General features: G+C 60.9%; 11 protein-coding genes. 2 read left to right on the top strand and 9 right to left on the bottom strand.

From position 1 onward, the window contains the following. Nucleotide 1 precedes the first annotated feature (1 nt). From BSY240_RS14370 to chvE, 8 genes are all read right to left on the bottom strand, one after another. Entirely contained in the window at nt 2–934 is a 933-nt protein-coding gene (locus BSY240_RS14370; protein ID WP_069042757.1) for a 2-dehydro-3-deoxygalactonokinase, read from the bottom strand. A 9-nt stretch (nt 935–943) separates the two neighbouring features. Further along, nucleotides 944–2,458 (bottom strand): aldehyde dehydrogenase (NADP(+)), encoded by a 1,515-nt coding sequence (locus tag BSY240_RS14365; protein WP_054150049.1) that lies wholly within the window; start codon nt 2,456–2,458, stop codon nt 944–946. A gap of 21 nt (nt 2,459–2,479) precedes the next feature. Next, complete coding sequence (locus BSY240_RS14360) at nt 2,480–3,409, bottom strand: Gfo/Idh/MocA family protein (protein ID WP_069042756.1); 930 nt, start codon at nt 3,407–3,409, stop codon at nt 2,480–2,482. A gap of 11 nt (nt 3,410–3,420) precedes the next feature. Continuing rightward, on the bottom strand, nt 3,421–5,166 hold the full coding sequence (araD, locus tag BSY240_RS14355) for an L-arabinonate dehydratase (protein WP_069042755.1): 1,746 nt from the start codon (nt 5,164–5,166) through the stop codon (nt 3,421–3,423). A gap of 49 nt (nt 5,167–5,215) precedes the next feature. Continuing rightward, nucleotides 5,216–6,181 (bottom strand): AraD1 family protein, encoded by a 966-nt coding sequence (gene araD1, locus BSY240_RS14350; RefSeq protein WP_069042754.1) that lies wholly within the window; start codon nt 6,179–6,181, stop codon nt 5,216–5,218. Nucleotides 6,182–6,191: 10 nt separating this feature from the next. After that, complete coding sequence (gene mmsB, locus BSY240_RS14345) at nt 6,192–7,403, bottom strand: multiple monosaccharide ABC transporter permease (RefSeq protein ID WP_054150045.1); 1,212 nt, start codon at nt 7,401–7,403, stop codon at nt 6,192–6,194. Then, nucleotides 7,403–8,938 carry a multiple monosaccharide ABC transporter ATP-binding protein gene (gene mmsA / locus BSY240_RS14340; RefSeq protein WP_069042753.1) on the bottom strand — a complete coding sequence of 512 codons (1,536 nt, stop codon included), beginning with the start codon at nt 8,936–8,938 and terminating at the stop codon, nt 7,403–7,405. The genes mmsB and mmsA overlap by 1 nt, the downstream gene beginning before the upstream one ends. A gap of 121 nt (nt 8,939–9,059) precedes the next feature. After that, nucleotides 9,060–10,130, bottom strand: a complete 1,071-nt coding sequence (gene chvE, locus BSY240_RS14335; protein WP_054150043.1) for a multiple monosaccharide ABC transporter substrate-binding protein — start codon at nt 10,128–10,130, stop codon at nt 9,060–9,062. Between the two features lie 171 nt (nt 10,131–10,301). On the opposite strand from chvE, the gene BSY240_RS14330 reads away from it, so the two are divergent. After that, nucleotides 10,302–11,240, top strand: a complete 939-nt coding sequence (locus BSY240_RS14330) for a LysR family transcriptional regulator (RefSeq protein WP_054150042.1) — start codon at nt 10,302–10,304, stop codon at nt 11,238–11,240. Between the two features lie 94 nt (nt 11,241–11,334). Next, entirely contained in the window at nt 11,335–11,733 is a 399-nt protein-coding gene (locus BSY240_RS14325; protein ID WP_054150041.1) for a DUF2794 domain-containing protein, read from the top strand. A gap of 3 nt (nt 11,734–11,736) precedes the next feature. Here BSY240_RS14325 and BSY240_RS14320 read toward each other — a convergent pair whose 3' ends face one another. Then, the gene (locus tag BSY240_RS14320; RefSeq protein ID WP_054150040.1) at nt 11,737–12,288 is read right to left on the bottom strand and encodes a GNAT family N-acetyltransferase; all 552 of its coding nucleotides are present in this window, start codon (nt 12,286–12,288) and stop codon (nt 11,737–11,739) included. Between the last annotated feature and the right edge of the window lie 296 nt (nt 12,289–12,584).

Raw genomic sequence — 12,584 nt, 5'->3', positions numbered from 1 at the left:
TTCAGTCCTTGAATTCATGATCGAAAAGCGAAAGCGCCGAGGCGAGCAGGCCACGGCGTACCAGCAGGCCGCCATCAAGCAGTACAGGCTCACCGCCGGCCTTGGTGATGGCGCGCGCATAAAGACGCGTCAACTTGCCCGTACCGATCAGATAGGCCTTTCCGTGGCGCAGAAGGTCATCGCGAATGGCAGCGATCTCGGCACCGATGAGAAGGCCAGAAAGACGAGCTGCCGGATTGACCTTTACGCCTTGGCCAGCAAGCAGGCTTTCGGCACGGATGGAAAACAGCACGGAGGTCAGCGCAAACCCGGGCTGCAGCGCCTGATCGACGGCAGCGTCGAAAATGTCGGGATCGGCTTCCGCATCACCGTCTTCCGGAACGGAAAGCCGCAGGATCGATTGCCGGCTAATCAGATTGAACAGCTCACCGGTCATGACGGTCGAGAAGCGCCTGACCTGACCGTTCTCGACCAAGGCCCATTTGGAATGGGTTCCAGGCAGGCAGAAGAGGGCATTGTCGAGGCCCTGCTCCAGGGCACCGGCCAACTGCGTTTCCTCGCCGCGCATGACGTCAAAGGCACCGCCCTCGCGCTGGCAGACGCCAGGCAGGATATAGACCGGGCGATTGACGCCCTCCGGCTGGACCGCATGCTGGAACAGGCCGACCAGGGGTGCTGGCGTTTCCACATAGGGTGCTTCCCGCCAGCCGGTGCGGGCACCGGCCATGCCGGCCACCACCACCGGCAGATCCGATGGTGCGCCGAGTGCGGAAAGATGCCCTTCCAGCACGGCAGGATAGGCAGCCTTATCCAGGCTGCCCATTCCCTCGGGTGACTGCCTTTCACTAAGGACCGCGCCCTGGCTGTCAACGAGCCAGATACGCAGGTTGCTGGTGCCCCAATCGACGAGCGCGGCAAAGGCTGATGCAGTCACGGGATGTCCTCAGGCGAGATCGGTCGGCAGAAGCGCCGCCGGGATGTCCTGGAAGCAGACCGGCCGCAGGAAGCGACGGATCGACAGCGTACCGACCGAGGTCGCGCCGAAGTTCGTGGACGCCGGGTAGGGGCCGCCGTGGACCATCGAGTCGGCCACTTCGACACCAGTCGGGAAGCCGTTGGCGAGCACGCGGCCAGCCTTGCGCTCCAGGATCGGCATCAACCGCTTGCCAAGCGCTTCGTCACCGGCGTCAACATGCAGAGATGCCGTCAACTGGCCGGAAAGGCTGCGTGCCATGGCGACCATTTCGTCTTCGCTTTCCGCGATGACGATCAGACCGAGCGGTCCGAAGACTTCCTCGCCCAGGACGTGATTGTCGAGCCAGTCCTTTGCGGTGGTCTGGAACAGGTAAGGGGTGGCATTGCGCAGGTCGCAGGTCGAGGTGAGTACTGAGCGCACGCCCTCGGTGCCAGCGATGCGAGTGGCACCGTCACGATAGGCCTTGGCGATGCCGTCGGTCAGCATGGTCTGCGGTCCGACACCCGAAAGGGCTTCGGTTGCCGTCTCGACGAACTTGTCGGCGTCGGCGCCCTTGAGCAGCACAACGATGCCCGGATTGGTGCAGAACTGGCCGGCACCCATGGTGAGCGAACCGACCCAGCCCTTGGCGATGGCTTCGCCACGGGTGGCAACAGCCTTGGGCAGCATGAACATCGGGTTGACCGAGCCGAGCTCGCCGAAGAACGGGATCGGTTCAGGGCGCTGGGCGCAGAGATCGAAGAGCGCGCGACCACCACCGAGCGAACCGGTGAACCCGACAGCCTTGATCAGCGGATGCTGGACCAGTGCCTGGCCGACGTCACGGCTGCCACCATGCACCAGCGAGAAGACGCCCGGATGCACGCCGCAACGCTTGATCGCGGCATCGATCGCGGAAGCCACGATTTCGCCGGTGCCCGGATGGGCATCATGCGCCTTGACGACGACGGGGCAGCCGGCAGCAAGGGCTGCAGCCGTATCACCACCAGCCGTCGAGAAGGCGAGCGGAAAGTTTGAGGCACCGAAGACGGCGACAGGGCCGATCGGGCGCTGCACCATCCTGAGGTCCGAACGCGGAAGCGGCTTGCGATCCGGCAGGGCTTCATCGTGACGGCGGTCGAGATAATCACCCTTGCGGATATGGGCGGCAAACAGGCGAAGCTGGCCGGTGGTGCGGCCGCGCTCGCCGATCAGACGGGCTTCCGGCAGGCCGGTTTCCTGGGAGCCAATCTCGGTGATCGCGTCGCCGCGTGCATCGATCTCCTCAGCGATGGCATCGAGGAAGGCGGCCCGTTCTTCGCGCGTCGAATAGGCATAGGTTTCGAAGGCCTCTTCGGCGGCCTTGACCGCCTGATCGACCAGGGCAGGCGTGCCCTTCGAAAAGGTGTGGGAGGAGCCCGTGGCAGGCGACGAGGTGAAAGTATCCGTGCTGGCAACCCAGTTGCCGGCGATCAGGTGTTTTCCAGTCGGTGTATAGGCCATGGGATGGGCCTCCTTTTGATGTCAGTCTTCGAAGTGAGCGACGACTTTTCGTTCCCCGCAAAGGAACGAATCCGCCACGATGCGCAGCGGCTGATAGTCGGTGTCGCTCTGGCGGGAGCGGATGAGGTGGGCGAAGCGTTCGTAGATTCCAGCATATTCGCGGTCCGGGCCGGACGCCTGTTCCTTACCCCCGATATAGAGTTCCGAGCCGCCCTTTGAAAGGCGCAACTCGCCGGCATTCGTCTGGACTGTGATGTCCCACGTCTGCGGGCCTTCCTGTCGCCAGTCGAATTCGGCCGTAACCGGCGCGCCTTCGACGGTCCGCATGGCGATGGAAGCGGCGATCGGCTGCTTCTTGTTTTCAGGGAACTCAAGAACCGACTTCTCGACCATGATATGCCCGGGGACGATCTCGGTCAGAATGGAAAGCGCGTTGATACCGGGATCGAAGACGCCGAAGCCGCCCGGTTCCCAGATCCAGGCCTGGCCGGGATGCCAGCGACGCACGTCTTCCTTCCAGACGATCGAGATCGACTGGATGACCTTGTCTGCGAGCCACTGCTTCGCAGGCTCGACACCGAGCGCAAAGCGCGAATGCCAGGTGGCAAACAAGGTGACGCCGGCCTTGGCGGCAAGCTCCGAAAGGGCCTCCGCTTCGCCGAGTGTGGTTGCAGGCGGCTTTTCCATCAGCACATGGCGACCGGCAGCAATCGCAGCCTTTGCCATGTCGAAGCGGACTTCAGGCGGCGTGCAGAGCGATACGACCTTGATGTCCGGGCGCGCTGCGAGAAACTCATCGAAATCGGTGAAGTTTTCCGCACCGTCGACTTTGCCATGCCGGCTGACGCCGACGGCAACGACAAAGTCATCACCGCCTGCGATCGACGGAATATGTTGGTCGCGGGCAATCTTGCCGATGCCGACCAGCGCCAGCGGGATACGTTCTGCCATCTTGATATCCCTCAGTGTGCGTCCTTGCCGACCGGCGAACCGCGGCAACCCTTCAGGAAGTCGAAGTCTGCTCCGGTGTCGGCACCCTCGACGTGATCGTGGAAGAGCTTGGCATAACCACTGGCCGGCGGCTCGACCGGCGGACGCCATTCGGCCAGACGCCGCTGCATTTCCTCGTCCGAGATGTCGAGATGCACCCGACGGGCTTCGACATCGACTTCGATGAAGTCACCGTTCTTGACGATCGCGAGCGGACCACCACGCGCCGCTTCCGGCGAGGTGTGCAACAGGACAGTGCCGTAGGCGGTACCGGACATGCGCGCATCGGAGATGCGGACCATGTCGGTGATCCCCTTGCGCAGGACTTTCGGCGGCAGGCCCATGTTGCCGACCTCGGCCATGCCCGGATAACCACGCGGACCGCAGTATTTGAGGACCATGACGCAGGTTTCGTCGATATCGAGCGCCTCGTCGTTGATTTTCGCCTTGTAGTCATCGATGTCTTCGAAGACCACGGCACGGCCGCGATGCTTCATCAGATGCGGAGAGGCAGCCGACGGCTTCAGCACGCAGCCCTTGGGTGCGAGATTTCCACGCAGGACGACGATACCGCCCTGCTGGGTCAGCGCCTTGTCGACCGGCAGGATGACGTCCTCGTTCCAGTTGCGGACATCCTTGACCTCGTCCCAGATGTTTTCGCCAGAGACAGTCAGTGCGTCCTTGTGAAGCTTGCCGGCTTCACCGAGCATCTTGATGACGACAGGCAGGCCACCGGCATAGAAGAACTCTTCCATCAGATATTTGCCCGACGGCATGAGGTTCACGATCATCGGTACATCACGGCCCAGGCGATCCCAGTCGTCGAGGGTGAGATCGATGCCGACACGGCCCGCCATGGCGAGCATGTGGATGACGGCATTGGTCGATCCACCGATCGCGCCATTGACGCGGATCGCGTTTTCGAAGGCTTCCTTGGTCATGATGTCGGAAGGCTTCAGATCATCCTTGACCATCTGCACGATGCGACGACCCGAAAGCTGCGCCATCACCTTGCGGCGGCTGTCGACGGCCGGGATCGCGGCATTGCCGGACAGAGCCATGCCGAGCGCTTCAACCATGGAGGCCATGGTCGAGGCGGTGCCCATGGTGTTGCAGGTACCACTGGAACGGGACATCGAGGCTTCCGCTTCGACGAATTCTTCCTGGGTCATCTCGCCGGCCTTCACGGCTTCGGAGAACTTCCAGAGGTGGGTGCCGGATCCGACGCGCTCACCACGGAAATAGCCGTTCAGCATCGGACCGCCAGTCACGACGATCGACGGAAGGTCGGTGGAAGCGGCAGCCATCACCAGCGACGGCGTGGTCTTGTCACAGCCGACTAGCAGGACCGCACCATCGATCGGCTGCGCGCGCATGGCTTCCTCGACGGCGAGCGCCGCAAGGTTGCGATACATCATGGCCGTCGGGCGGAAGGTATTTTCCGACGCCGAGAAAACCGGGATCTCGACCGGGAAGCCGCCGGCTTCCCAAACGCCGGCCTTCACCTTTTCGGCCAATTCGCGCAGATGGCCATTGCAGGGGGTGAGGTCGGACCAGGTGTTCAGAATACCGATGACGGGACGACCGTCGAACAGGTCGTGCGGGTGACCCTGGTTCTTCATCCAGCCACGGTGGTAGATGGTGTCACGCGACGTGCCGCCATACCAGTGCTGCGATCTCAGTTGGCGCGGCCAGGCCGCCGGTTTGAACTTGCTCATGGCTATCGTCCTGTCTCTGTTGAATGGGCGGGTCGGAGGGCCGATCCGCTCAGAGCATCTTCACCTTGACGGTCTCTACAGCAGCCTTTGCCAGGCGATTGCGCAGCGGAAGACCGAATTGCGGCGACTCGATTTCGAATACGTCGCCTTCCTGCGTCACAAAACCATCCGCCACGGACAGTGTCGCCGTGCCGTACATGTGAATGTGGAGGTCGCCGGGCTGGCAGAAGAGCGCATACTTGAAATGGTGGTATTCAAGGTTCGCGATCGTGTGCGACATGTTTGCCTCACCCGAGAGGAACGGCTTCTCCCATACGGTCTGGCCACCGCGCACGATGCGCGAGGTACCTTCGACGTGGTCAGGTAGGGCGCCGACGCGCAGTTCCGGACCAAAGGAGGCCGGACGCAGCTTGGAGTGGGCGAGGAAGAGATAGTTGATCTTCTCGGTCACGTGGTCGGAAAATTCGTTGGCAACGGAGAAGCCCAGGCGATGCGCGGTGCCATCGTCGCCGATGATGTAATAACCGGCCATCTCGGGTTCTTCACCACCATCGAGAGCGAACGATGGCGACACGAGGTCGTCGCCGGGTGCGACAGCGTTGAAACCGTTGCCCTTGTAGAACCACTCGGGCTGTACGCCGGTTTCGCCGGGCTTCGGCTTGCCGCCTTCCAGACCCATGCGGAACATCTTCATCGAGTCGCTCATGCCGGCGGTGTCCGCATGCATGTTGTCTCGCGCAGATGCCGAACCCGTATGGGTGAGACCCGTACCGGTCAGGTACATGTGGGCCGGATCCGGATGACGGACCGGGCAATCGAGCTTGCCTTCGGCCGCAAGCGCGACGAGGTCGACGGTGTCGCCTTGGCCCTGCTTTTCGATCAGGGCGGCAACGGAGGTCCCGGCGGCTATCGCCGCCTTGGCCAGTTCGTATGTGGAGTTAAATCCAGGGACAAGGCGCGCAGCCTCACCCTGGCGGCAAATGATGCCGCCAGCCTTCAATTGCGAGAGAAACATAAGCCTATCCTCAGACTGCTTTGTTCTTGTTGTAAACGTCGAAGAAGACAGCAGCCAAAAGCACGAGGCCCTTGATGAGCTGCTGGTAGTCAATGCCGATACCCATGATCGACATGCCGTTGTTCATGACACCCATGATCAGGGCGCCGATGACAGCACCGGTAATCTTGCCCACGCCGCCGGATGCAGAAGCACCGCCGATGAAGCAGGCCGCGATGACGTCGAGTTCGAAGCCGACACCGGCTTTCGGCGTCGCCGAATTGAGGCGCGCCGCAATGATCATGCCGGCGAGCGCTGCGAGAACGCCCATATTGACGAAGGTCAGGAACACCAGGCGTTCGGTATTGATGCCGGAGAGCTTTGCGGCCTTCTCGTTGCCGCCCAGCGCATAGATGCGACGGCCAATGGTCGTGCGGGTGGTGACGAAGGAATAGAGGGCAATCAGAATGCCCATGACGACGAGCACGTTCGGCAGACCGCGATAGGTCGCCAGCTGATAGCCGAGGAAGATCGCGACAACGCTGATGATGCCCATCTGCACGGCGAAGAAGACGAAGGGTTCGTTTTCCGTGCCATGCTCTTCGTTCAGGCGACGGTGCTTCATGCCGTTAAAGATGGCGAGAGCAACGAGCAGCACGACCACGATGATCGCGACATGGTTGGCGATACCCGTCGTCGCAACATCCGTCAGCGGCATGAAATCCGGGATGAAGCCGGTCGACAGCAGCGTGAATTCCTTCGGGAACGGACCGATCGGGCGTCCCTGCAGGACCACATAGGTCAGACCGCGGAAGACCAGCATGCCGGCGAGCGTCACGATGAAGGACGGGATCTTCTGATAGGCGACCCAGTAGCCCTGGGCGGCACCCATGATGCCGCCGAGCATCAGACACAGCGGAACGACGAGGGAGAAATGCCAGCCCCATTTGACCAGCATGATCGCCGATATGCCGCCGATGAAGGCGACAATCGAGCCGACCGACAGATCGATATGCCCCGCCACGATGATCAGCAACATGCCGAGCGCCATGATGACGATGAACGAGTTCTGCAGCACCAGGTTGGTGATGTTGACCGGGCGGAAGAGAACGCCGTCGGTCAGGAACTGGAACAGCAACATGATGACGACGAGCGCGAGCAGCAGTCCGTATTCACGGATATTGTTGCGCAGATAGTCGCCCACGGAGACCTTGGGGGTTTCGGTTCTTGTGTCGATGGCCATTAGTGTTTCTCCCCAGAGCGCATGATGGCACGCATGATGGACTCTTGGCTTGCTTCTTCCTTGGACAGTTCCGCGACGATGCGACCTTCGTTCATGACGTAGATGCGGTCGCAGGTGCCGAGCAGTTCCGGCATTTCCGATGAGATCATCAGAATGCCCTTACCTTCGGCGGCAAGCTGGTTGATGATGGTGTAGATTTCGAATTTTGCGCCAACGTCGATGCCGCGGGTCGGCTCGTCGAGGATCAGGATCTCGGGGTTGGTGAACAACCACTTCGACAGCACGACCTTCTGCTGGTTGCCGCCGGACAGGTTGACGGCTTCCTGATAGATCGAATGTGAGCGGATCCGAAGCTTCTGACGATAGTCGGCCGCCACCTTGGCTTCCTTGCGATCGTCGATGACGGTGCCGCTGGAAACGCCGTCGAGATTGGCGAGCGTGGTGTTTTCCTTGATGTTGTTCTGAAGGACCAGACCGAGATGCTTGCGGTCTTCGGTCACGTAGGCAAGTCCCGCATCGATCGCCTTCGGGATCGTCGAGACGTCGACCGGCTTGCCATGCATCCAGACGTCACCGGTGATCTTGTGACCCCAGGACTTGCCGAAGATGCTCATCGCCGTCTCGGTGCGGCCGGCGCCCATGAGCCCGGCGATACCGACGACCTCACCCGCCCGAACGTTGAAGGCAATATCGTGCAGGAACTGCCGATCACGGTGGTTCTGGTGGAAGACGTTCCAGTTCTTCACTTCGAGAAGCATGTCCCCGATTTTCGGTTCGCGCTTCGGATAACGGTCTTCCATGTCACGGCCGACCATCCCCTTGATGATCCGGTCTTCGGTGATTTCCTGCGTGTGACAGTCGAGCGTTTCGACAGTGCCACCGTCACGAATGATGGTGATCTTGTCGGCGACCTTGCGGATCTCGTTGAGCTTGTGGGAGATGATGATCGAGGTCATCCCCTGCTTGCGGAATTCCATCAGAAGCGTCAGCAGCGCGTCCGAATCCGTTTCATTGAGAGAAGCGGTCGGCTCGTCGAGGATGAGCAACCTGACCTTCTTCGACAGCGCCTTGGCGATTTCGACCAGCTGCTGCTTGCCGACACCGATGTCGGTTATGCGGGTGGAAGGAGAATCCTTCAGGCCAACCTTCGCCAGCAACTCTTTCGTCCGCGCGAAGGTCTGGGGCCAGTGGATCACGCCCTTGTCGGCGATCTCGTTGCCGAGAAAGATGTTTTCGGCGATCGACAGGAGCGGCACGAGTGCCAGTTCCTGGTGAATGATGATGATGCCGAGTTCCTCGCTGTCGGAAATACGGCCAAAGCGACGCACTTCGCCGTCGTAATAGATATCGCCGTCATAGGTGCCCGCAGGATAGACGCCGCTCAGGACCTTCATCAGCGTGGACTTGCCGGCGCCATTTTCGCCGACCAGCGCGTGGATCTCTCCCTCGCGCACCTTGAAGCTGACATTGTCCAGCGCTTTCACGCCGGGGAATGTCTTTGTGATGCCGCGCATCTCGAGAATGATGTTGTCCATGTACAGAATTCCTGCGCCAAGCCAGCGATCCTATCTGGATCGAGCCGGAGGCGCGAGCTCCCTCAATGCGTATAGAAAAGGGGTCCGCGACGGATCGCGGACCCGGATGCGATCCGAAGGATCAGTTGTCGATCTGATCGGCGGTGTAGTAACCGGCGCCGACGAGAACGTCCTTGGCATTCGACTTGTCGAGAGCGACAGGCTTCAGCAGGTAGGACGGAACGACCTTAACACCATTGTTGTAGGTCTCGTTGTCGTTGATCTCGGGCTCCTTGCCTTCCATGATGGCTTCGACCATCGAGACGGCAACCTTGGCGAGTTCGCGGGTGTCCTTGAAGACGGTCGAGTACTGCTCGTCGGCAAGCATCGACTTGATCGAGGGCAGCTCGGCGTCCTGACCGGTGACAACCGGCATAGCCATGTCGCCCGAACCGTAGCCTACGCCCTTGAGAGCAGACAGGATGCCGATCGAGAGGCCGTCATAAGGAGACAGAGCGCCATGCAGCTTGTCTTCGGTGTAGGTCGAGGACAGCAGGTTTTCCATACGAGCCTGGGCAACAGTGCCGTCCCAACGCAGCGTACCGACCTGGTCCATGCCCTGCTGGCCGGACTTGATCACGATGTCGCCGCTGTCGATGAGCGGCTGCAGAACCGACATGGCGCCGTCGTAGAAGAAGAAGGCGTTGTTGTCGTCAGGCGAACCGCCGAAGAGTTCGACGTTCCACGGCTTGGTGTCCGGGAACTTGGCCTTGAGGCCATCAACGAGGCTGGTTGCCTGGAGAACGCCGACCTGGAAGTTGTCGAAGGTGGCGTAGTAGTCGACATTGCCCGAGTCACGGATCAGGCGGTCATAAGCGATGACCTTGACGCCGGCATCGGCGGCCTTCTGCAGGATGTCGGAGAGCGTGGTGCCGTCGATGGCGCCGATCACGAGAACCTTGGCACCCTTGGTGACCATGTTTTCGATCTGGGCCAGCTGGTTCGGAATGTCGTCGTCAGCGAACTGCAGGTCCGGCGTGTAGCCAGCGTCCTGGAACAGCTTTTCCATGGTCTCGCCATCGGAGATCCAGCGGGTCGACGTCTTCGTCGGCATCGAAATGCCGACCATGCCCTTGTCCTGTGCGAAGGACGCGGGCGCGAATGATGCGATGCCGATTGCGAGCGACGCAATCAGGGCGCCAAGTTTCTTCATGGTAACCTCCCTGGTCATACCGTGCGAGGCCAAGCTCCTCCTGGCACTCGCTGAAACAAGAACGAGCGGCTGACGCGGCAGCCCCCAGCTCCGTGGCGAGTCTTATCGTGGCCAATATACCGATCAAATGATTATTTTGACTTTCTGCATACCATGGTTGATATGTCCTTTATGGCCGAAATTCATGTCCACCGATTGCAACCAAAGCATCTGAACCTCATCCGCTCGATCGCGGAGCTCGGGCAATTAAGCTTGGCCGCTCAGGAGCTTGCGCTGACGCAGCCTGCGGCTTCCCGCATGTTGGGCGAAATCGAACGCTATGTCGGGTCACCGATCTTCGTCCGCACGCCCAAAGGCATGGAGCCGACAGCTGTCGGCAGTGCGCTTGCTCGCCGTGCACAGAACGTACTGGAGGAAATGCGCGAAGCCGCCCGCGAGGTGGAAGCCATCCAGCGCGGGCTGACAGGCAAGGTCAGGATCGGCGCCGTCACCGGCGGAGCGGTCGGTTACGTTGTGCCCGCCATCCGCGCGTTGAAGGCTGAAGCCTCCACCGTCGACATACATGTCGACGTTGCACCGAGCGGCGAGATGATCCGCGATCTTCTGTCCGGCCAGTACGACTTCGTTCTCGGGCGCATCCCGGCCGGCATCGACGCGCGACAGTTCCATGTCGACGGCGCGACCATGGAAGAGGTGGAGATCGTCGTGCACCGCATTCATCCGCTGGTCAACGTGGACCGGCTCAACATCTCGGACATGGCCCATTTCCCCTGGGTCATGCAGGCGCCCGGCACCCCCCTGCGCCAGGCGGTGGAGAATGTCTTCATCGAAGAAGGCGCCCCCATTCCGCGCAACATTGTCAACACCACATCTCTTCTGGTCATGATCGCGATGCTCGCCTCGTCCAACGCGATCGCTCCCATGTCGCGTGAAGTCGCCGATCTTCTCTGTCGACAGACGCCCGTCGGCGACCTGACCACGCTGAAACTCGATACGCCGATCGAAGTGACGCCCTATCATCTGATCACCCTGAGCGGCAAACGTCTGTCGCCGATCGCCGCACGGCTGCGTGAGCTGCTGCTCAGTCGATTCCTGAGCAGGGGACGCTGAGACCATGGTCGCGGGACCCCGATAAGCTTGCAATTTCGGGCATGTCAGGCACACTGTCACCCAGCCGTCATGAATCGCAGCTCATGGAGCATTGATGACAGAGCAGCCGGAAGGGCAGCGCCGTGAAGACGAGGGAGCCGAGAAAAGCGCCACCGGCGTAGTCGATCTCGGCATATACAGGCAATCCCTCGACCCTCTTCCCGTCACGTTCCATCGCCGCGAACTGGACGCGATCCTCTGGATCTATGGCCGCATGGTCGGGGAGGGTGAATGGCGCGACTATGCGATAGATCACCTCAAGGATCGCGCCGTCTTTTCCGTCTTCAAAAGGTCAGGCGAATATCCGCTCTACCGCATCGAAAAGAATCCGAAGCTTGCCGCCAAGCAGGGCGCATTTTCGGTCATCGCAACGGATGGCCGGATCCTGAAGCGCGGCCACGACCTTCGCCAGGTCCTCAAGATTTTTGACAAGGCATTGAAAGCCCTCGACTGACGATCAAGGCATCGTGCCGGGATAGCTGGACAGATCGGGCGTGGTCGAATTCCCCTCGCCCAGCACCTTCTGCATGAAGACGGTGTCGAGCCACAGGTCATGCTTGAAGCCGGTTCCGACCAGGCGTCCGGCGGGTTCGAAGCCACAACTGCGATGCACCGCCATGGACGCCTCGCTCGCACCGCCGATGACCGCGATCATCTGGCGAAAACCCAGCGCCTCGCACCGTATCAGCAGTTCTCTCAGCAGAGCCTTCCCGACACCGCGACCGCGAGCCGAAGGGGCGATATAGATGGAATCTTCGACGAGCCATCGATAGGCCGGACGGGTTCTGAAGGCCGATGCATAGGCATAGCCTGCAAGCGATCCCTTTTCATCGACCGCCGCGAGATAGGGATAGCCCTTGGCCTTGAGGGCGGCAAATCTCCCCGACATCTCTTCGAGATCGGGCGAAACGAGCTCATAGCTTGCGGTTCCGTTGACCACGGCGTCTGCGTAGATTGCAGTCACCTGCGGAAGGTCGTCAGGGATCAGATCGCGAATTTCGAGATTCATGCAACTACTCCGGTCAACCTGCTTGTTTATCCACGTGCTGACAGGCGAGACAAGCGCCGGAGTGTAACGGTGACACTGCGATCGATCCCAACACCTTCGCTTTTCGCCGAAGCGGCGGGTGTGTCGGCTTGACTCGCGCTGAAAACCTTGTAATCCCTCGCCGCGAAGAGGAATTCGGTCCATGCACGCTTTCGGGCAACCCTTTGCGGTCTTCCACCCCCTGCAGCAGTCTGCTGCCGGTGGCGCATGCCTTTCTCTTGCATCCACGACCAAGGCCAAAACGACGACGAAAACCG

It is taken from the genome of Agrobacterium sp. RAC06 (assembly GCF_001713475.1).
Lineage (GTDB): Bacteria > Pseudomonadota > Alphaproteobacteria > Rhizobiales > Rhizobiaceae > Allorhizobium.
The sequence above is the reverse complement of the archived record's forward strand: the minus strand, read 5'-3'. Positions and strand labels throughout refer to the sequence as shown.